Source organism: Pseudomonas sp. Z1-29 (genome assembly GCF_051131995.1).
In the GTDB taxonomy this organism is placed as follows: Bacteria; Pseudomonadota; Gammaproteobacteria; order Pseudomonadales; family Pseudomonadaceae; genus Aquipseudomonas.
Window position 1 is genome coordinate 5,854,648 of sequence record NZ_CP071645.1, and the last position, 19,100, is coordinate 5,873,747.

The 19,100-nt window shown below is 60.7% G+C and carries 17 protein-coding genes and 1 tRNA gene; 5 read left to right on the forward strand and 13 right to left on the reverse strand.

All coding sequences use genetic code 11. From position 1 onward, the window contains the following. Positions 1-44 precede the first annotated feature (44 nt). Complete coding sequence (locus J3P84_RS26555; protein WP_434626631.1) at positions 45-1,118, reverse strand: fatty acid desaturase; 1,074 nt, start codon at positions 1,116-1,118, stop codon at positions 45-47. Between the two features lie 99 nt (positions 1,119-1,217). Here J3P84_RS26555 and J3P84_RS26560 point away from each other — a divergent pair, with 99 nt between their 5' ends. Further along, positions 1,218-2,222 carry an AraC family transcriptional regulator gene (locus J3P84_RS26560; RefSeq protein ID WP_434626634.1) on the forward strand — a complete coding sequence of 335 codons (1,005 nt, stop codon included), beginning with the start codon at positions 1,218-1,220 and terminating at the stop codon, positions 2,220-2,222. Positions 2,223-2,329: 107 nt separating this feature from the next. Here the strand turns inward: J3P84_RS26560 and J3P84_RS26565 are convergent, their stop codons facing one another. The 3 genes from J3P84_RS26565 to J3P84_RS26575 form a co-directional block, all read right to left on the reverse strand. Next, complete coding sequence (locus tag J3P84_RS26565) at positions 2,330-3,568, reverse strand: type II toxin-antitoxin system HipA family toxin (protein ID WP_434626637.1); 1,239 nt, start codon at positions 3,566-3,568, stop codon at positions 2,330-2,332. Beyond that, positions 3,561-3,809 (reverse strand): helix-turn-helix domain-containing protein, encoded by a 249-nt coding sequence (locus J3P84_RS26570; protein ID WP_434626639.1) that lies wholly within the window; start codon positions 3,807-3,809, stop codon positions 3,561-3,563. The genes J3P84_RS26565 and J3P84_RS26570 overlap by 8 nt, the downstream gene beginning before the upstream one ends. Positions 3,810-3,922: 113 nt before the next feature. Continuing rightward, on the reverse strand, positions 3,923-4,609 hold the full coding sequence (locus J3P84_RS26575; protein ID WP_434626642.1) for a Crp/Fnr family transcriptional regulator: 687 nt from the start codon (positions 4,607-4,609) through the stop codon (positions 3,923-3,925). Positions 4,610-4,696: 87 nt separating this feature from the next. Between J3P84_RS26575 and J3P84_RS26580 the strand changes: the two genes are divergently transcribed. Continuing rightward, entirely contained in the window at positions 4,697-5,221 is a 525-nt protein-coding gene (locus J3P84_RS26580) for a DUF962 domain-containing protein (protein WP_434626644.1), read from the forward strand. A gap of 88 nt (positions 5,222-5,309) precedes the next feature. Here J3P84_RS26580 and J3P84_RS26585 read toward each other — a convergent pair whose 3' ends face one another. From J3P84_RS26585 to dibA, 6 genes are all read right to left on the reverse strand, one after another. Beyond that, positions 5,310-6,299, reverse strand: coding sequence for a sulfate/molybdate ABC transporter ATP-binding protein (locus tag J3P84_RS26585; RefSeq protein WP_434626647.1), 990 nt, complete (start codon positions 6,297-6,299; stop codon positions 5,310-5,312). A 3-nt stretch (positions 6,300-6,302) separates the two neighbouring features. Next, the gene (gene cysW, locus J3P84_RS26590) at positions 6,303-7,172 is read right to left on the reverse strand and encodes a sulfate ABC transporter permease subunit CysW (protein WP_434602451.1); all 870 of its coding nucleotides are present in this window, start codon (positions 7,170-7,172) and stop codon (positions 6,303-6,305) included. A 13-nt stretch (positions 7,173-7,185) separates the two neighbouring features. Next, a complete protein-coding gene (gene cysT / locus J3P84_RS26595) occupies positions 7,186-8,004 on the reverse strand; it encodes a sulfate ABC transporter permease subunit CysT (RefSeq protein WP_013692011.1) in 819 nt (272 codons plus the stop codon). A 187-nt stretch (positions 8,005-8,191) separates the two neighbouring features. Continuing rightward, complete coding sequence (locus tag J3P84_RS26600) at positions 8,192-9,205, reverse strand: sulfate ABC transporter substrate-binding protein (RefSeq protein ID WP_434602450.1); 1,014 nt, start codon at positions 9,203-9,205, stop codon at positions 8,192-8,194. A gap of 126 nt (positions 9,206-9,331) precedes the next feature. After that, entirely contained in the window at positions 9,332-9,514 is a 183-nt protein-coding gene (gene oscA, locus J3P84_RS26605; RefSeq protein ID WP_003186967.1) for a sulfur starvation response protein OscA, read from the reverse strand. Between the two features lie 133 nt (positions 9,515-9,647). Beyond that, complete coding sequence (gene dibA, locus J3P84_RS26610) at positions 9,648-11,555, reverse strand: phosphodiesterase DibA (RefSeq protein WP_434626651.1); 1,908 nt, start codon at positions 11,553-11,555, stop codon at positions 9,648-9,650. Between the two features lie 145 nt (positions 11,556-11,700). Here dibA and desA point away from each other — a divergent pair, with 145 nt between their 5' ends. Beyond that, positions 11,701-12,885: a delta-9 fatty acid desaturase DesA gene (desA, locus tag J3P84_RS26615; RefSeq protein WP_305497624.1), complete on the forward strand. Its 1,185-nt coding sequence runs from the start codon at positions 11,701-11,703 to the stop codon at positions 12,883-12,885. 299 nt (positions 12,886-13,184) lie between these two features. After that, positions 13,185-14,174: a GGDEF domain-containing protein gene (locus J3P84_RS26620; RefSeq protein ID WP_305501404.1), complete on the forward strand. Its 990-nt coding sequence runs from the start codon at positions 13,185-13,187 to the stop codon at positions 14,172-14,174. A 125-nt stretch (positions 14,175-14,299) separates the two neighbouring features. Here J3P84_RS26620 and J3P84_RS26625 read toward each other — a convergent pair whose 3' ends face one another. From J3P84_RS26625 to gabD, 3 genes are all read right to left on the reverse strand, one after another. Next, positions 14,300-15,514: an HDOD domain-containing protein gene (locus tag J3P84_RS26625; protein WP_434626654.1), complete on the reverse strand. Its 1,215-nt coding sequence runs from the start codon at positions 15,512-15,514 to the stop codon at positions 14,300-14,302. A 165-nt stretch (positions 15,515-15,679) separates the two neighbouring features. Next, the gene (gene gabT / locus J3P84_RS26630; protein ID WP_434570495.1) at positions 15,680-16,957 is read right to left on the reverse strand and encodes a 4-aminobutyrate--2-oxoglutarate transaminase; all 1,278 of its coding nucleotides are present in this window, start codon (positions 16,955-16,957) and stop codon (positions 15,680-15,682) included. Between the two features lie 175 nt (positions 16,958-17,132). Beyond that, positions 17,133-18,575 carry an NADP-dependent succinate-semialdehyde dehydrogenase gene (gene gabD / locus J3P84_RS26635; protein ID WP_434570497.1) on the reverse strand — a complete coding sequence of 481 codons (1,443 nt, stop codon included), beginning with the start codon at positions 18,573-18,575 and terminating at the stop codon, positions 17,133-17,135. A 350-nt stretch (positions 18,576-18,925) separates the two neighbouring features. Here gabD and J3P84_RS26640 point away from each other — a divergent pair. After that, positions 18,926-19,002 (forward strand) — tRNA-Arg (locus tag J3P84_RS26640). The last annotated feature ends 98 nt before the right edge of the window (positions 19,003-19,100 follow it).

Sequence of the window (19,100 nt, forward strand, 5' to 3'; positions counted from 1 at the left end):
TGGCGAGGGGATTTATCCCCTCGCCACAAAGCTATATCTCTGCCCTAGGCCTGAACCGCCTTCGCCTCTTCCCTCGCAACGCCTTCCTTACCCACAAACCGATTCGCCCGCCCAAACGTGCCGAAATCATTGAAGCGCACGCCCATCTCCCGCATCACCTTGTGCGCCACCGGCACCGTCATCTGGCGAATGTAGAACGGCTCCTTCACCACGAAATGATGGATGCCGTGGCTGCTGCCGAAATTGAAGCAGAACGCCTGCAACGGCCACAGCCACCAAGGGTTCAACACCTGGGTCTGCTGGATGACGTTGCCTGGCTCGATGTCGCCGTAGTAATGCATGTTCGAGCTGATGAAGTGCAGGCAAAAGGTGCGCAGCACATTCGGGCCGATGATCACCACCGCCGCGATGTCTATGACGTGCAGGGTCGCCAGAGTGCTGGTCGACCAGTCGATCGAAGTGCCGAGCAGCCCGGCAACCGCGTTGGCGCCATGGAAACCGAGGAACACGTACCACGCGCCCCAATGCAACAGCGCCAACGGGAAGTACACCTTCAGCGTGCGCCTGAGGATGCTGCGCTTGTGCGCCCAGGTCCTGGCTCGCAGCAGGCGAATGAACGCCGACATCACGTTGTCGCCAACCATCAGCAAGCGCGCCAATCCCCACGGCTCGCCGTTGGTGATCGCGCGCTCCTCCAGGTCCGCCTCGCTGCCGGAAACCTTGTGATGATTGAGGTGCAGGTGGCGGCGAATCCACGGATTGATGGTGCTCGGCCGCGCCAGCCAGACCAGGCCCATCATCAGGTTGTGCGGCACGCGCTGCTTGCGAAAATACATACTGTGGATCAGGTCGTGTTCCAGCTCGTGGGTCAGGGATGCAAAAAAGGCGTTGAGCAGCAGGCACGCCCAGCCGGCCAGATAGCCGTTGATGTAGAGCAGCGCCGAGCCGGTCATCCCCGCCAGGGCGAACGCCAGGATGCCCGCGCCCAGCGCATCCTGATGCCGCAGGATCGGATAGCGCTCGCGCAATTCTTCGCCCCGGGCCAGGACCACCTGGCGAATATGGGCGGAGCGCTGCTGTGCATTCAATCGCTCGGGGCTTGCGCAAGTGCCGTGCATGGCTTAATCCTCTGTTATCGATGAGCTAATCCTGCCGGGCCTTGCCTCACGGGGTGATAGCCGCAGACGCCAACCTGTTGACCGCAAGCGCCAATTGCCATGACGGAACCCACCTCCCTCGCCAGCTGGACCCGCGCCCTGCGCAAACAGCTCGATGCACTGGGCCTGGACAGCTATGCCTTGTGCCTGGAGGCGGGCCTGGACCCACAATGGATGGACGACCCGAACGCCCGTTATCCGCTCTCGGCCACCACGCGCCTGTGGGCGCTCGCGGTGCAGGCCAGCGGTGATCCGGCGATCGGCCTGCGGGTGTCGCGCTTTGTCAGCCCCACCACCTTTCATGCGCTGGGTTATGCCCTGGTAGCCAGCGGCAGCCTGCGGGAAGTGTTCGAGCGGATCGTGCGCTACCACCCGGTGGTCAGCGATGCGCTGACCCTGCAACTGAGCCGTGGCGAGGATCGCTACCGCTTCAGTCTCGACGTACCGGCGGGACGTCCGGCGCCGGCCCTGGAAGCCATCGACGCGTTCGCCGCGATTTACGTGCGCACCTGCCGTAACCGCCTCGGCCGCGATTACGCCCCGCTGGCGGTTTATCTGCGGCGACCGGAGCCGGCAGACCCCGCCCCTTGGCACAAAGTGTTCCGTTCACCGGTGCACTTCGATGCCGGACATGATTGCCTGGAGTTCAGCCTCGCCGATTTCGACAGTCACCTGGACGACGCCAACCCGGAGCTGGCCGAACACAACGAAACCGTGCTCAAGCGCACCCTCGCCCAGCTCCAGCCGTTGACCTGGGAGCGCAAGGTCCGCGCCGCCATCGAAGCACAACTGCCCGAAGGCGAACCCAGCGCCGAACGCATCGCCCAGACCATGCACCTGAGTCTGCGCAGTCTGCAGCGGCATCTGGCCGACGAAGGCTGCCGCTTCGACGCGCTGCTCAATGAATGCCGGGAAAACCTGGCGTTGCTACACCTTCGCGATCCGCAATGCTCATTGAGCGAGGTCAGTTATCTGCTGGGTTTTGCTGATACCAGCAGCTTCAGCCGCGCGTTCAAGCGCTGGACCGGGATGACGCCGGGGCAGTTTCGGGATGGCTTGCGTTAGGGATCTACCGTACCTGGGCCGGCCTCATCGCGAGCAAGCTCGCTCCCACATTTGATCTGCGGCGCCCACAGAACCTGTGGGAGCGAGCCTGTTTGCGATGGCCTAGGTCAGTCGTTGTCAGCTTTGAGGCTGCGTGCAAGCCCCGCCTTCCACGCCTCGACCATTGCTTCGCCAGTTGCTCTGAACGTTTGATTAGCGTCCATGTAGCGACGCATCTCGGCCAACGCAAGGTCCATCCCATGAATAACCTGCTCCAACAAATCCTTGCAGCGCCTCTCCGTCAGATTGCAGGCCGAGCGGCCAAACCCCATCAGCATTTTATATTTCGGCCAGGCTTTGGAACCGCCTAACAAGAGCGCCATGTTGTCGTTACGAATATAAACCGCTGTGCTGACGAGGTCGTAGGCGGGCGCGAGCCGGATAGATGCATCCGCGCCACAGTGGTTATAAAGCACCCCGAAATTTTTCAGGTGCGCATCACCATTCTTCAATCCGGCCGAGAGAGCCACGATTTTAAACAAGGACTCCAGCGCCTGATTGAGTATATGAGGCGAAACAAACGCCTTGATCTGCCGGGCCGCGCCTTCATACGAACCGTCATACTTGGCTTTCGATGGCGAGCCATTGAGCACACAAAAATCCTCAAAGCCCAGATATTCGCCAGTGCGTGGCAGATCAAAACGCTTGACGATCAAAAATTTTCCGCGCTCGCTCAACTCGAATTCCGGCACTTCAAGCCCCGCATGCAACGCGGCCCGCAGGCAAAAGAATTCATTGGCGGCCAACTCGGGGAACTCGTCCGAGCGAAACGCCTTGACCAGATGTGTAGCACCCCGGTGAGTCAAGCGATCAACAGCGGATGCGCTGTCGCGTACCAATACTTTGGGTTGTACTCCAGAAACACCCGAATATCGCCCGTAGGTGTCCAGCAAATCCTCGAACAGCCCCTCGGCCCCGTCATGCACCAACAAGTCCGCCAAACTGGTTTCGGGCGGCCCGGCCTCGGTATGCAAACGACCAATACCCACCCGGCCCAGCTGATGAGGTCCCACGATGGCAAGCATGGCAAAGTCGTCAAAGCCCCGCACCGCTTTACTGAAACGGCGCACCAGCTCGTCACGCAAGGCGCCTTCCGGCAGGTTCATTTCAAAGATCGGTGGTACGCCGGGCTCCCAGCTATAGCTTTCAAGACGCGCTGGCATGGTCAGCGAAACCGAATGCTCCTCATCCGCGTCAGGTGCATAAGTGAACACTGAATCGCTGCGCTGTTGGCCTCGCCCAAGGACGCCGATAGCCGCTTCGCTGACGGTGACTTGCAATCTGTCCAGACCTTGCTCATCAGTCATGGAAAGAATCCTTTTTCAGCGTGTCGAGGGTCGGGCGCTTCGCTGGACGGGCGGTCGCTGTCAGCTCATAGCCAAAACCGTTGAGAATGGCTTCGACCTTACGAATGCCGACTTCAGCAATAGTATTGTTTTCGATCCCGGAAATCGTCGCGCGGCTCATGCCGTACTGCGCAGCCAATGCCTGCTGGGAAAGACGGTGTTCCTTGCGCAATCGCCTGATCAACGCACCGAGGGTTTCCATACGCCAACTCCGCATCGTATACAGTGCAAAAACCATTAAAAACACGAAATGCACTATATTTAATTCATCTTATCCGAGTGTAGCGCAATCACGATCTATACGAGCGGTCGACATCAGGTTGAAGCCAGGCGCCGCAGCCCCTGGATATCAAGGATTTCGATCTCGCCATAACCAAGCTGAAGAATCCCCTGCCCCTGCAGATCCTTGAGAATCTGGTTGGTGGTCTGGCGCGACAGGGAAAGCATCAACGCCAGCTGGTCCTGGGGCAGTTGCAAAACCCGGCGTGCCGGTTCGATTTCACCGTAGCCTTCGGCAATCATCAGCAAGCGATGGACCACGCGGGCCGGAGCAGGCATCAGGCTCAGGTGTTCGAGGTTGACGAAGGTCAGGCGCAACTTGTGGCTCATCAACAAGGCCAGCTGCCGCCAATAACCAGGTTGTTCTTCGAGAAAAGCCAACAGCCCGGCCTGAGGTACATGCAACAACGTGCATTGCCCGACCCCCTGCGCGTCATGGGTACGTGGCTGGCCATCAAACAGGCTGATTTCGCCGAACCAATAGGGCGGCTCCACGACGCTCAACAGCGCTTCCTTGCCCTGCTCACTGACGGCGCCGATCCGCACCGCCCCTTCGAGCACAGCGTACACGCCACACGGCGGATCGCCGCGCTTGAACAACCGCTGACCGGGCGACAGGCGACGCAGCCGCGACATCTCCAGCAGACTATTCTGTAACTCGGCGGGCAGATGGCTGTACCAGTGGCCGGTCATCAAGTGCGCATGCCAGGGATGAGTATTCATGGAAACTCCGGGACAAGTGTCGGCTAGCTGACAGAGCGCCTGGTGGAACCTGGGCATCATGCGGGCATCACCTCAGGAGGAACAACAATGAAAAGCCTCGTCGATCATCTCAGTCAATACGCGACCTATCACCGCGACCCACGCAACATCGCCAGCCATTTTATCGGTATTCCGCTGATTTTCGTTGCCGTCGCCGTGCTCTTGTCACGGCCGGGATGGCCGGTTGGCGCGATTTTGATTTCGCCCGCGCTGCTGGTGGCAGTGGCCAGTGCCTGGTTCTACCTGCGCCTGGAATTGCGCCTGGGTGTGCTGATGACCGTGCTGCTGGGGCTTGCCGTCTGGCTGGGCCAGGTGCTCGCCACGCAAAGCACGGCGATATGGCTGGCCGGTGGCCTGGGCATGTTTGTGGTGGGCTGGGTGATCCAGTTCGTCGGCCACTATTACGAAGGGCGCAAACCGGCGTTCGTCGATGATCTGACCGGGTTGATTGTCGGGCCGTTGTTCGTCGTGGTCGAGGCGGGATTCCTGCTGGGCATGCGCGATGACCTCAAACAACAGATCGAGGCGCAGGCCGGGCCGGTAAAGGTCAATCAGAAGCGGGCCGCAGCCTGAGGCCGCCTTCGCAAGCAGGGCTCGCTCCCACATTGGATTGGCGTCGTACACAAACCCCTTGTGGGAGCGAGCCCTGCTCGCGAAGCTTTTAAAGGTTTGAAACTTTCTGCCAGACCTTCGGCTTGAAGAACAGCGTCTCGCCCTTCGCCAACCCAACCAGGCTATCGTGGTCCTTCACTACTTCGGCCTCGATCAGTTCGCTTTGGCCCTCGACCTTCAACGTCACCCGCGTGGTCGCGCCGAGCGGACGAATGTCGCGCACTTCAGCGGCGTGGTGGTCCTCCAGTTCCGAGCGCGACAGCGACACTTCATGCGGACGGAACAGCACATGCCGGTCCTCCCCGAGATGCAGACGGTTCGAGTCGCCCAGGAAGTGATAGACAAAATCGCTGGCCGGGTTCTCGTACACATCGCCCGGTGAGCCGATCTGCTCGATAACGCCCTTGTTCATCACCACGATCCGGTCGGCGACTTCCATGGCCTCTTCCTGGTCGTGGGTCACGAATACCGAGGTCAGGTTGATGTCCTCGTGCAGCCGCGCCAGCCAGCGGCGCAATTCCTTGCGGACCTTGGCGTCGAGGGCGCCGAACGGTTCGTCCAGCAGCAACACCTTGGGTTCTACCGCCAAGGCGCGGGCCAGGGCGATACGCTGGCGCTGGCCGCCGGACAACTGCTCCGGATAACGGTCGGCGAGCCAGTCCAGCTGCACCATGTTCAGCAGCTCATGGACCTTGGTCGCGATCTGGCTTTCGTTCGGGCGCTGGTTCTTGGGCTTCATGCGCAAGCCGAAAGCGACGTTGTCGAACACCGTCATGTGGCGGAACAGGGCGTAGTGCTGGAACACAAAACCGACGTTGCGATCACGCACGTCGTGGCCGGATACGTCTTCACCATGGAACACGATGTTGCCCTGGTCCGGCGTCTCGAGGCCGGCAATGATCCGCAGCAGGGTCGTCTTGCCACAGCCCGACGGGCCGAGCAGCGCCACCAGCTCGCCGCTCTGGATGTCCAGGCTGATATCGTCGAGGGCCTTGAAGGTGTTGAAATTCTTGCTGACGTTACGGACTTCGATCGACATGACTTATTCCTCCGCGGCGCTGGCGCGCAGGCGGTTGATTCGGTTTTCGCTCCACTGCTTGAGCAGCAGGATGAAGAGCGCCAGGATCAGCAACAGGCTCGCCACGGCGAACGCGGCCACATGGTTGTATTCGTTGTAGAGGATCTCGACGTGCAGCGGCAGGGTGTTGGTCACCCCGCGAATGTGCCCGGAAACCACCGACACCGCGCCGAACTCGCCCATGGCCCGGGCGGTACACAGCACCACGCCATAGATCAGACCCCACTTGATGTTCGGCACAGTCACATGCCAGAACATCTGCCAGCCGTTGGCGCCCAGCAGGCGCGCGGCTTCTTCTTCCTGGGTGCCCTGCTCCTGCATCAGCGGGATCAGTTCACGGGCCACGAACGGCACGGTGACGAAGATCGTCGCCAGGACGATGCCCGGCAGCGCGAACACGATCTGGATGTCGTGATCCGACAGCCATGGCCCGAACAGGCCCTGGGCACCAAACATCAACACGTAGACCAGGCCAGCGATTACCGGCGACACCGAGAACGGCAGGTCGATCAGCGTCACCAGCATGCTTTTGCCACGGAACGAATACTTGCTCACGCACCATGCGGCGCTGACGCCGAACACCAGGTTCAACGGTACCGAAATCAGTACCGCAATCACCGTGAGCTTGAGCGCCGACAACGCATCGGGCTCGAAGATCGCCGCGAAGAAAGTACCCAGGCCCGACTTCAGGCCCTGGGACACCACGATGAACAGCGGCAACAGCAGAAACAGTGCAAAAACCAGCCAGCCGAGGCCGATCAGGATGCGCCGCGAAACCGCGCTGCCGCGGCGGGCAGCGTTGGTGGAGGCGGCGGAAATAGACGATTGGGACATGGTTCGCGCCTCCTTATGGGGTTTCGATGCGCCGCTGCAACAAGTTGATCAGCAGCAGCAGGACGAAGGAAACCACCAGCATCAGCACGCCGATGGAGGTGGCGCCGGTGTAGTCGTATTGGTCGAGCTTGACCATGATCAGCAGCGGCAGGATCTCGGTTTTCATCGGCATGTTGCCGGCGATGAAAATCACCGAACCGTACTCGCCCACGCCCCGGGCAAACGCCAGTGCGAAGCCGGTCAACCAGGCCGGCAACAACGCCGGCACGAGGATGTGGCGGAACACCTGCCATGGCTTGGCACCGAGGCACGCGGCGGCTTCTTCGACTTCACGGGGAATGTCGGCGAGCACCGGCTGCACGGTGCGCACCACGAACGGCAGCGTCACAAAGGTCAGCGCGAGGGTGATGCCCAGCGGGGTGTAGGCAATCTTGAAACCCAGGTCGGTGGCGAACTGGCCGACCAGGCCGGTCGGCGCGTACAACGCGGTCAGGGCGATACCGGCCACGGCGGTGGGCAAGGCGAACGGCAAATCGATCATCGCGTCGATGATCTTGCGTCCCGGGAAGGTGTAGCGCACCAGCACCCAGGCCAGCAGCGTGCCAATCACGCCATTGATGATCGCAGCGTACAGCGCGGTGCCGAAACTGAGCTTCAAGGCTGCCAGCACCCGCGGCGCCGAAATGATCGCCCAGAACTGTTCCCAGGTGAGTTGGGCGGCATGCACGAACATCGCCGCCAGGGGTATGAGCACAATCAGACTGAGGTACACCAGGGTGTAGCCCAGCGTCAGCCCGAAGCCGGGTATGACGGGGGATATGCGACGCGACATAAAGGTCCTTGGTTAGAACTGGCCCGACGGTAAATCGGGACCCGTTAGCAAAGCCAGCCTGTGAGCGGGCGCAGCCTGTGGGAGCGAGCCTGCTCGCGAAAGCGGTGTCTCAGGCAACATGAATATTGACTGTGCAACCGCCTTCGCGAGCAGGCTCGCTCCCACATGAATTGCGCTCTATTGCAGCTTACTGCGCCTGATAGATCTGGTCGAACACACCGCCATCATTGAAGAATTTCGGCTGTGCGGTTTTCCAGCCGCCGAAGTCCTTGTCGATAGTCACCAGCTCAAGTTTCGGGAACTGCCGGGCGTATTTGGCAGCCACGTCCTTGTCACGCGGACGATAGAAGTTTTTCGCCGCGATTTCCTGGCCGGCCGGGCTGTACAGGTGCTTGAGGTACGCTTCGGCGATCTCGGCATTACCCTTTTTCTCGGCATTCTTGTCCACCACCGCCACCGGCGGTTCGGCGAGGATCGACAGCGACGGCACGACGATGTCGAACTTGTCCGCGCCACCGTCCTCTTTCAGCGCCAGGAACGCTTCGTTTTCCCAGGCCAGCAACACGTCTCCCTGACCGTTGTTGACGAACGTGATGGTCGAGCCACGGGCACCGGTGTCGAGGATCGGCACGTGCTTGAACAGCGCCTGCACGTATTCCTTGGCCTTGGCTTCGTCGCCACCGTTGGCTTTCAGGCCGTAGGCCCAGGCGGCGAGGAAATTCCAGCGGGCACCGCCGGAGGTCTTCGGGTTTGGCGTGATGACCGAGACGTCATCCTTGATCAGGTCGCCCCAGTCCTTGATGCCCTTCGGATTGCCCTTGCGCACCAGGAACACAATGGTCGAGGTGTAAGGCGTGCTGGCATCCGGCAGGCGTTTTTGCCAGTCCGCCGGCAGCGACTTGCCCAATTTGGCGATTTCGTCGATGTCGCCGGCCAGGGCCAGGGTCACGACGTCGGCACGCAGGCCGTCAATTACTGCTCGGCCTTGCTTGCCCGAACCACCATGGGACTGCTGGATTTTCACGGTGTCGTCCGGATGGGCTTTTTTCCAGAAGCTGGCGAATTCGGCGTTGTAATCCTGATACAGCTCGCGGGTCGGGTCGTAGGACACGTTGAGCAACTCGTAGTCCTTGGCAACCGCGGAACCTGCAAAAACAGCACTGGCCAGGGCGGCCAAGGCATAACGGCGAATCGACGACATGGTGAAAGCTCCTGGAATTCTGGTTTTTATGGCTTCTGGAAATCGTTTGTCCGGTAACCGGAATCGCAGCCTGCGGCAGCTCCTGCATCAAGCCCCCCGGCAGGGGCTGGCGCAGGCTGTGATCCTTCAGCTCGGTTTATGACTCGGTTGCTGCAAGCGGAATTTTTCCTTGCGCTCGATCTGGACCACCTGGGCGTTGTGCACGGTAATCTCCACCGCGCCAAAGCGCAGGTCACGCAATGCACTCTGGATCTCGCGCAAGATGGTTGCTTCGTCCTGGCCGTCAACGCTACGTAGGGATGCGCTCATGCTGCTGCTCCTTGGAATGAATGCCTGGCAGTGGGCGGCACTGCTTGCGGCGTGGGAGCAATATTAGATAAGTGCAGATATTCTTAAAAAGACTATTTAAGAATTTTTATATAACCAAATCGCAATTCCGCTTTCAGCCAATCACCGGTGCACGATTCCAATCCAACTGTTGCGCCACAACCGGTCGACCAAACCAGTAGCCCTGCCCTAGCTCACACGCCTGTTCAAGCAGAAATGCCGCTTGCTCTCGCTGCTCGATACCTTCTGCGTGCACCTGCATGCCCATGCTGCGGGCCAGGGCGATGATTACCCGGACGATCGCCGCGTCGTCTTCATCCCAGGGCAGCCCGGCGACAAAACCCTGGTCGATCTTGAGTTTCTGCACCGGTAGACGCTTGAGCCGCAGCAGCGACGAATAACCTGTGCCGAAATCATCAATGGCCAACCGCACGCCCAACTCCCGCAGACGGTGCATTTGTTCCAGCGCCACCTCCGGATCATCCATGACCGCACTTTCGGTCACCTCCAGCTCCAGGAAGGCCGGATCGAGGCCCGTGTCGTGAAGTACGCGGGCGACCTGCTCGTACAATTCGCGGCGAGCAAACAAACGGCTGGAGACGTTGACCGCAACGAATGACAAAACCACACCGGCCTGCTGCCAAAGACACATTTGCCGACAAGCCTGGTCCATGACCCAGGCATCGATCTGAGCGATCAACCCCGTGCGCTCGGCGATGGGAATGAACTCCGCCGGCGAAACCAGACCACGCACGGGATGTTCCCAGCGCACCAGCGCCTCGACGCCGATCAACCGGCTGGTGGCCAGGTCGTGCACCGGTTGGTAATGCACGCGTAGCTCCTGCTGCTGGAGCGCGCGACGCAGTTCGAAGGCGATCTCGACCCTTTGCTGCGCATGAGCAGTGAGTTCCTCGGTATATAACGCGTAGCCGTCACGTCCGCTGTTCTTGGCCTTGAACAGTGCCGAGTCGGCGTTGCGCAGCAGTTGCCCGGCGCTGAGGGCGTCACCGGGAAACAGGCTGATGCCGATGCTGGCGTTGATAAACAGCGATTGCTCGCCGAGCTGCAACGGTGCTTTCAAGGCATCGAGGATACGCCGGGCCAAAGCGGCGGCCTGACCCGGCTGCGAGCAGTTTTCCACCAGCACCGCGAATTCGTCACCGCCTAGCCGCGCCAGAGTGATACCGGGCGCAAACAGCCCGAGGAAGCGTTCGGCAACGCCTTTGAGCAGCTCGTCACCGACGTTGTGCCCGAGGCTGTCGTTGATGTTCTTGAAATGATCCAGGTCCAGCAGCAGCAACGCGCACCCACGCTTGTGCAGTTGCGCCGAAGCCACCGCCTGCTCGGCGCGATCGGAAAACAGCAGGCGATTGGGCAGGCCAGTCAGCGGATCATGATGGGCCAGATGCGCCAGCTCATGCTCCGAGTCCTTGATCGCACTGATGTCGGAAAACACCGCGACGTATTGGCTGACTTCGCCGGAGTCATCGACGACGGCCCGGATAGTCTGCCATTGCGGGTAGATTTCACCGCTCTTGCGGCGGTTCCAGATTTCGCCACTCCATTCGCCGCGGCTGGACAGCGCCGCAAACATCTCTCGATAAAAAGTCGGGCCATGCCGGCCGGACTTGAACAGATTCGGTTGCCGGCCCAACACTTCGTCGCGGGCATAGCCGGTGATTGCCATGAATGCCCGGTTCACATGCACGATCAAACCATGGCGGTCCGTGACCAGGACGCCTTCGCGGGTGCAGTCGAACACCGCGGCGGCCTGGCGTAACCGTTCACGGTCGACATTGCCCTCGGCCTTTTCGAAAAAGCGTGCTATCCGCACCCGTGCGATGAAAATCAATCCGGCACTGACGAGTACCCAGGCATAACCGTTGATCAGTTGCCAACGCAGCCGATCGGCCGAATGATCGAAGAAACTGCTCAATAAATAACCAACCAGCTGCAGCCAGGCGACTGACAGCACCAGATAAAGCAGTGCCCCACGCATGGCAGCGCGGTGATAGACGGTCATGCGGTCATCCATGTCCCTGTAATGTGAGGGGATTATAGAGGAAGAAACATTCTGCCACTCTTATCTGAAAGGCCGACTGGTTTTATCGCCGGGGCCAGGGATAATGCAACGGCAGTTTTCATCTTTATCGAGGGCCCTACAGCCTATGTGGTACGAAGGTTTTCTTGGCTTGTCGGCCTGGTCGCTGGTGGCAGTCACCCTGCTGATGACTCACGTGACGATCATCAGCGTCACGGTCTACCTGCACCGGTATTCGGCTCACCGTTCCCTGGAACTCAACGCCGGTCTCAAACATTTCTTCCGCTTCTGGCTGTGGCTGACCACGGCGCAGAATACCCGCGAGTGGACCGCCATCCACCGCAAGCACCACGCCAAATGCGAAACCGAGGACGATCCCCACAGCCCGGTGATCAAAGGCCTGTCTACGGTGCTGCGCAAGGGCGCCGAGCTGTACCGCGCCGAAGCGGAAAATCCGGAAACCTTGCGCATCTATGGCAAGAACTGCCCCGAGGACTGGATCGAACGCAACCTGTACAGCCGCTTCCCCCTACTGGGCGTGGCGATCATGGGCGTCATCGACCTGCTGCTGTTCGGCACAATAGGCATCACTATCTGGGCCATCCAGATGATGTGGATCCCGGTCTGGGCCGCTGGCGTCGTCAATGGCCTGGGGCATGCCGTGGGCTACCGCAATTTCGAATGCCGTGACGCGGCCACCAATCTGGTGCCCTGGGGCATCCTCATTGGTGGCGAAGAACTGCACAACAACCACCACACCTATCCCAATTCGGCCAAGCTGTCGGTGCGCAAATGGGAATTCGACCTGGGCTGGGCCTGGATCAAGGTCTTCAGTTTCCTGCGCCTGGCCAAGGTCCAGCGGGTCGCGCCGATCGCCCACCGGGTCGAAGGCAAGGGCCACCTGGACATGGACACCGCCATGGCGATCCTCAACAACCGTTTCCAGATCATGGCCCAGTATCGCAGGCTGGTCATCGCGCCCCTGGTCAAGCAGGAGCTGGAAAAAGTCGATCACTCGGTCCGCCATCAGTTTCATCGGGCCAAACGCCTTTTGTCGCGTGAAACCAGCCTGCTGGACGAGCGCCATCATGTGCGCATCCAGAACATGCTGGAACACAGCCAGGCGCTGAAGGTGATCTACGAGAAGCGCCTGGCCTTGCAGCAGATCTGGGTCAAGACCAGCAGCAACGGCCACGACATGCTCGCGGCCATCAAGGAATGGGTCCACGAAGCCGAGGCCAGCGGCATCCAGTCACTGCGCGATTTTGCCGACCAGCTCAAGACTTATTCCTTGCGGCCGGCCACCGCCTGACCCCCTTGTGGCGAGGGAGCTTGCTCCCGCTGGGCCGCAAAGCGGCCCCAGAACCCGCCGAAACCGGACCATCAGGCCCACCGCTCCCGCCGGTTCGCGGCTGCTTCGCAGCCGAGCGGGAGCAAGCTCCCTCGCCACAAGTTCATCCCACATGTTCGAACGAAAGCTCCCGCCCTTCGTCGCCTGAAAAGGAACTTCGCCCACAATCCCCTATCTCAAGAGCACTTCGCCATCCTGGCGGGCTTTGGAGTGAGCGCGTGCAAATCCATAGCAATGCACGTTCCTTGAGATTTGTGCCGATGGTCGACAAGAACCTACAGGATTCATCCCAGCCACATTGGCCAGAAGCGGCCCAGACACTCATGGCGCTGATGCACGCCCAAGGGGAAGTGGCGCGTCTGAGCGAGCGGGAGCAGTTGTTCAGTTCGCTGCTGGTCAGCGTCAACGCGGTGCTGTGGGCATTCAATTGGGAAACCCGGCAAGTGCTGTATGTCAGCCCCGCCTACGAGCGGATTTTCGGCCGCCCGGCCGGCCTCGTGCTTGCTGACTACAACGAATGGCGTGACGCAATCTATCCGGACGATCTGGATTACGCCGAGCGCAGCCTCGCCGAAGTGTTGGTCAAAGGTGCCGTCGAGGATCGGGAATACCGCATCATCGCCGCCGACGGCCAGATCCGCTGGCTCAGCGACAAATGCTTCATCAACCGTCAGGCCGATCCGGGCCAACCGGTGATTGTGGTCGGCATCGCCGAAGACATCACCGAGAAGAAGCTGCTCGAAAGCGAACTGCAGCGACTGGCGACCACCGACGTGCTAACCCAGAGCAGCAACCGCCGTCATTTCTTCGAGTGCGCCCATCGGGAATTCGAGCAGGCAAGGCTGCAAGGCACGCCGATGGCATTCCTGTTGCTGGACATCGATGACTTCAAACTGATCAACGACACTTACGGCCACCAGGAAGGCGATACGGTATTGCAAAAGATCGCCGAGAGCGGGCGGAGCGTGCTCAGGCGCGGTGACCTCTTCGGTCGGATCGGTGGTGAAGAGTTTGCCGCTGTTTTCCCCGGCTGTGCCCCGGACATGGCATTGCAGGTCGCCGAGCGCTTGCAGCGGGAAATCCAGCGCCTGGCGTTTCGCTGCGGGGAGCATGACTTCGGCATCACCGTCAGTCAGGGCCTGACCGGGATCAGCGCCGAAGACCAGACCCTCGACAACCTGTTCGCCCGTGCTGACGCGGCGATGTACGAGGCCAAGCGCCAGGGCAAGAACCGCATCATCGCGGCTTGAGTGTCTCACCATCAATCAACTGTAGGAGCGAGCCTGCTCGCGAATACGGTATGTCAGTCAACTTATCCGTTACTGACACACTGCTTTCGCGAGCAGGCTCGCTCCCACAGGGGCCAGTGGTGGTTTTACTGGCGGCGCAACCGCATCAACTCTGGCAGCCCGATCTTCAGCAAGCGCGCCGTGCGTCCCCGGGCCAGTTCTTCAAGCCCTTCGTGCGCGGGTAAATGCGCCATCTGCGCCGCGATGTTCATCACCAGCGCCTCGCGGGAATAAACCCCGCCACCGAGACCGTAGACCGCCGCGATCAATTCGCGCAGCTCCAGCGGCAAGCGCCAGCGGGTACGCAGCGCCGAGCCAAAACCGGCGCCGAACTGTTCGAGCGAATCGCCGATTTCCTCCGGCTCGTCCAGCTCGCCGCCGGCCTGCTTCCACTCTTCCATGCAGCGCAGCAGTGCCAGGTCGCCCAAGCGATGCAACAGGCCGGCGCAATAACAACGCTCCTGCTCCAGATCAAGCATGCGCGCCATCGTCCGGGCGTACTCGGCGGTGTGCAACGACAACTCCCAATAACGTTCGGCATAGTCCGCCAGCCAAGGCACGTTCAACCGGGCACAGCGCTTGAGGGTCAAGCCCAGGATCAGGTTCATGCTTTGCCCGGTGCCTAGCTGATGCAGCGCCTGGGCCACGGTCTGCACCGGGCCGCCGCCTTGATGTTGCGCGGCGCTGTTGGCTGCGGCAATCAGCACGGCGGTGATCTGCGGGTCAGTACGGAGCTCTTCTTCCAGCAGTTTCAGATCCAGTCCACCAGGATTGAGGCTGCGTTTGATCGCGACCTGCACATCGGTCATCAACGGCGCGCCTTCGGCCATGTCTCGTCGACGCTCCAGGAACGTTGCCAATGTAAGGCCCGGTCCTGGAATTGGCGCGGCGTTGGATGTGTCCTCGCTATGGAGAAGTAACCCTTGCAGACGCTGGGTCAGGTTTTCCCGGTTCAAGGGCTTGGTCAGATAGGCCGTCGGCGCCAGGGGCAAGACCTCGCGCACGCTGGCGCTGTCGTTGCGCCCGCTCACCAGGATGAACGGCAACACGGGCGTGCGATGGTGTTGGCGCAAGCTGCGCAAGATGCTCAGGCCGTCGACACCCGGCAGTTCCCAATCGGCGATCACCAGGTCGTAAGAATTATGCGCCAGGAGCTCCAAGGCCTGCCGTCCCTCGCCACAAGTGTCTATCCGCGCATCGCAACGCACTCCGGACAGCACCTGTTCAAGCAGCTCCCTGGACGCCGGATCGGCCTCGGCAATCAACACACGCGGTACAGCGGGTAAATCCACAGCAGTCATGCCGCATCGCTCCCTTGCAATACATGCACCTTAGACAATAACGGCCATTCCAGACAGGTCGAAACCACCGTGGATCTGTAGCCGAATATGAAAAAACCCGCCGAAGCGGGTTTTTTGTGGATCAGCACAAAGCTTAGAGTTCGTGAAGATCAGAGCTCGTAAATATCAAAGCTCGGAGAAACACTCTTCGATGATTGCCAGGCCTTTGTCCAGTTGCTCATCCGGCGAAGTCAGCGGCACCAGCACGCGCAGGACGTTGCCATAGGTCCCGCAGGACAACAGGATCAAGCCCTTGTCGCGCGCCTTGGCCACCACTTGCGCAACGGCGGCAGCGTTCGGCTTGTGGGTGTCGCCATCTTCGAACAGCTCCACGGCGATCATCGCGCCCAGGGCACGGACTTCACCAATGACCGGGTACTTCTTCTGGATAGCCTTGAGGCCAGTCACCAGGCGCTCGCCCACGGCCTTGCAGCGATCCAGCAGGTGTTCTTCTTCGAACACGTCCATCACCGCCAGCGCAGCGGCGCAGGCAATCGGGCTGCCGGCGTAGGTGCCGCCGAGGCCGCCCGGCGCGATCGCATCCATGTATTCGGCCTTGCCGCACACACCGGCCAGCGGGAAACCGCCAGCAATGGATTTGGCAAAGGTGGTCAGGTCGGCGGCGACGCCCATCTGCTCCATGGCGAAGAACGTACCGGTACGACCGGCGCCGGTCTGCACTTCGTCGGCAATCAGCAGGATGCCGTGCTGGTCGCACAGGGCGCGCAGGCGCTGCATGAAGGCTTTCGGCGCCACATAGAAGCCACCCTCGCCCTGGACCGGCTCGATGATGATGGCGGCGATGTCGCGTGGCTCGGCGTCGTTCTTGAAGATGCGTTCGATGCTGGCGATGGAGTCGTCGACGCTCACGCCGTGCAGCTCGTTCGGGTACAGCGCGCGGAAAATGCCGCCAGGCATCAGGCCCATGCCGGCCGAGTAAGGCACGACCTTACCGGTCAGGCCCAGGGTCATCATGGTACGACCGTGGTAAGCGCCGGTGAAGGCGATCACACCGGCACGGCCGGTGGCGGCGCGGGCGATCTTCACGGCGTTTTCCACCGCTTCGGAACCGGTGGTCACCAGCAGGGTTTTCTTGGCGAAATCACCCGGGACCTTGGCGTTGATTTTTTCGCACAGCTCCACGTACGGCTCGTAGGCCAGGACCTGGAAGCAAGTGTGGGTCAGCTTGTTCAGCTGTTCGGTGACGGCGGCGATGATCTTCGGGTGCACGTGGCCGGTGTTCAGTACGGCGATACCACCGGCGAAGTCGATGAATTCACGACCTTCAACGTCGGTAACCGTGGCGTTCTTCGCCGATTCGGCAAAGATCGGGTGAATCTGGCCGACACCGCGGGGAACAGCGGCGGTACGGCGGGCCATCAGGTCTGCGTTGGTCTTGCTCATTAAAAATGTCCTCATTCGCCGCTCATCGGTCGGCGTGGCTCAAGGAATACATGGCGGGGAGGCAACTGCGACAGCATGCGATGATCGACTGCCGCAGCGTTCCGGCCACAAGAAACAGAACGGGGTGAAACGCGCAAAGGGACAGCGCTCTCGTGCCCTTTGCGCTTGTAGCAGATCAGATACCCAGGCAGAGGTATTTGATTTCCAGGTAGTCCTCGATGCCGTACTTGGAGCCCTCACGGCCCAGGCCCGAAGCCTTGATGCCGCCGAACGGCGCGACTTCGTTGGAGATCAAACCGGTGTTGACGCCGACCATGCCGTATTCCAGGGCTTCGGCCACACGGAACACACGGCCCAGGTCGCGGGCATAAAAGTACGAAGCCAGGCCGAACTCGGTGTCGTTGGACATCGCGATCACTTCGGCTTCGTCTTTGAAGCGGAACAGCGGCGCCAACGGGCCGAAGGTCTCTTCCTTCGCCACGGCGGCATTCTTCGGCACGTTGGTCAGGATGGTCGGCTCGAAGAAATTGCCTTCCATCGGCTTGCCGCCCGACAGCACGGTCGCGCCTTTGCTGACCGCATCGGCGATATGTTCCTGTACCTTGGCAACCGCTTTTTCGTCGATCAACGGACCGGTAGTGATGCCGTCTTCCAGACCGTTGCCGATCTTGAGCTTGGCCACCGCTGCCTTGAGTTTCTCGGCGAAGGCGTCGTACACCGAATCCTGGACGTACAGGCGGTTGGCGCAGACGCAGGTCTGGCCGTTGTTGCGGTATTTGGAAATGATCGCGCCTTCGACGGCCTTATCCAGGTCCGCGTCGTCGAACACGATGAAGGGCGCGTTGCCGCCCAGTTCCAGGGAAACCTTCTTGATGTCCTTGGCGCATTCGGCCATCAACTGGCGACCGATCTCGGTCGAACCGGTGAAGGACAGCTTGCGCACGATCGGGTTGCTGGTCAGCTCGCCACCGATGTCGCCGGCACTGCCGGTGACCACGCTCAACACGCCTTGCGGGATGCCGGCACGGTGCGCCAGCTCTACCAGGGCCAGGGCCGAGAACGGCGTCTGCGAAGCCGGCTTGATGACCATGGTGCAACCGGCGGCCAGGGCCGGGCCGGCCTTGCGGGTGATCATCGCGGCCGGGAAGTTCCACGGCGTGATGGCGGCGGTCACGCCAATCGGCTGCTTGATCACGATCAGGCGCTTGTCCGGCTGGTGGCCGGGAATCACATCACCATAGATGCGCTTGGCTTCTTCGGCGAACCATTCGATAAAGGAGGCGGCATAGACGATCTCGCCCTTGGCTTCGGCCAGCGGCTTGCCCTGCTCCAGGGTCATCAGGCGACCAAGGTCGTCCTGGTTTTCGATCAGCAATTCATACCAGCGACGCAGCTTGTTGGCGCGTTCCTTGGCGGTCAACGCACGCCAGGCCGGCAGCGCCTTGTCGGCGGCTTCGATCGCGCGACGGGTTTCGGCAGCGCCCATCTTCGGCACTGTGCCCAATACTTCGCCCGTCGCCGGGTTGGTGACCTTGATCGTCTGACCATTGTCCGCATCGACCCAAGCGCCATCGATAAAGGCTTGCTGGCGGAACAACTGGGTGTCTTTAAGCTGCATGTCGGCTTTCCTTAACAGCACCGCGCGCACGCGGAGCGAATTAGAGTTGTAGAAAGGCGCCTCATGGGCTGCCGTCAGGGAAATCATCCACCGGGCTGAAGCACAGAAATAACGCACATAAGCACAGACGTGCGGTTCAGCACCCAGACAAGAGCGTTTGAAATCTCAAACGAATCCTAGGGCCGATGGGGTTGGAGGACAATAGGCTGTTCGAAAAAAAGAACGAAAAAGCTGCATTTGCCTGTTTTTTCTGATCAGCGTAGCCAACAGCCGGCGAGCGAGGCGAAAACAAACGGCAAATCAGCAGCATGGACGCCCGCCATGCTTATGAGTATCATGGCGCCCGCGTTGCACCAGTAGCTCAGCTGGATAGAGTACTGCCCTCCGAAGGCAGGGGTCGTGGGTTCGAATCCCGCCTGGTGCACCAGACATGAAAAATCAAAAGCCCCAGTCCTCACGGACTGGGGCTTTTTTGTGGCGAAAGTCTTACCCTTGGATATCTATAGGATCGGCAATTCAGCCCGA

Excerpts from the sequence above, each read along its gene's own strand:
- J3P84_RS26580 (WP_434626644.1), top strand. The coding sequence starts at position 4,697 with ATGAAAAGCCTCGTCGATCATCTCAGTCAATACGCGACCTATCACCGC.
- dibA (WP_434626651.1), bottom strand. The coding sequence starts at position 11,555 with ATGACCGTCTATCACCGCGCTGCCATGCGTGGGGCACTGCTTTATCTG.
- J3P84_RS26600 (WP_434602450.1), bottom strand. The coding sequence starts at position 9,205 with ATGTCGTCGATTCGCCGTTATGCCTTGGCCGCCCTGGCCAGTGCTGTT.
- J3P84_RS26625 (WP_434626654.1), bottom strand. The coding sequence starts at position 15,514 with ATGACTGCTGTGGATTTACCCGCTGTACCGCGTGTGTTGATTGCCGAG.
- J3P84_RS26585 (WP_434626647.1), bottom strand. The coding sequence starts at position 6,299 with ATGTCGATCGAAGTCCGTAACGTCAGCAAGAATTTCAACACCTTCAAG.
- oscA (WP_003186967.1), bottom strand. The coding sequence starts at position 9,514 with ATGAGCGCATCCCTACGTAGCGTTGACGGCCAGGACGAAGCAACCATC.
- desA (WP_305497624.1), top strand. The coding sequence starts at position 11,701 with ATGTGGTACGAAGGTTTTCTTGGCTTGTCGGCCTGGTCGCTGGTGGCA.
- J3P84_RS26575 (WP_434626642.1), bottom strand. The coding sequence starts at position 4,609 with ATGAATACTCATCCCTGGCATGCGCACTTGATGACCGGCCACTGGTAC.
- cysT (WP_013692011.1), bottom strand. The coding sequence starts at position 8,004 with ATGTCGCGTCGCATATCCCCCGTCATACCCGGCTTCGGGCTGACGCTG.
- J3P84_RS26560 (WP_434626634.1), top strand. The coding sequence starts at position 1,218 with ATGACGGAACCCACCTCCCTCGCCAGCTGGACCCGCGCCCTGCGCAAA.
- J3P84_RS26570 (WP_434626639.1), bottom strand. The coding sequence starts at position 3,809 with ATGGAAACCCTCGGTGCGTTGATCAGGCGATTGCGCAAGGAACACCGT.
- gabT (WP_434570495.1), bottom strand. The coding sequence starts at position 16,957 with ATGAGCAAGACCAACGCAGACCTGATGGCCCGCCGTACCGCCGCTGTT.
- J3P84_RS26555 (WP_434626631.1), bottom strand. The coding sequence starts at position 1,118 with ATGCACGGCACTTGCGCAAGCCCCGAGCGATTGAATGCACAGCAGCGC.
- cysW (WP_434602451.1), bottom strand. The coding sequence starts at position 7,172 with ATGTCCCAATCGTCTATTTCCGCCGCCTCCACCAACGCTGCCCGCCGC.
- J3P84_RS26565 (WP_434626637.1), bottom strand. The coding sequence starts at position 3,568 with ATGACTGATGAGCAAGGTCTGGACAGATTGCAAGTCACCGTCAGCGAA.
- gabD (WP_434570497.1), bottom strand. The coding sequence starts at position 18,575 with ATGCAGCTTAAAGACACCCAGTTGTTCCGCCAGCAAGCCTTTATCGAT.
- J3P84_RS26620 (WP_305501404.1), top strand. The coding sequence starts at position 13,185 with ATGGTCGACAAGAACCTACAGGATTCATCCCAGCCACATTGGCCAGAA.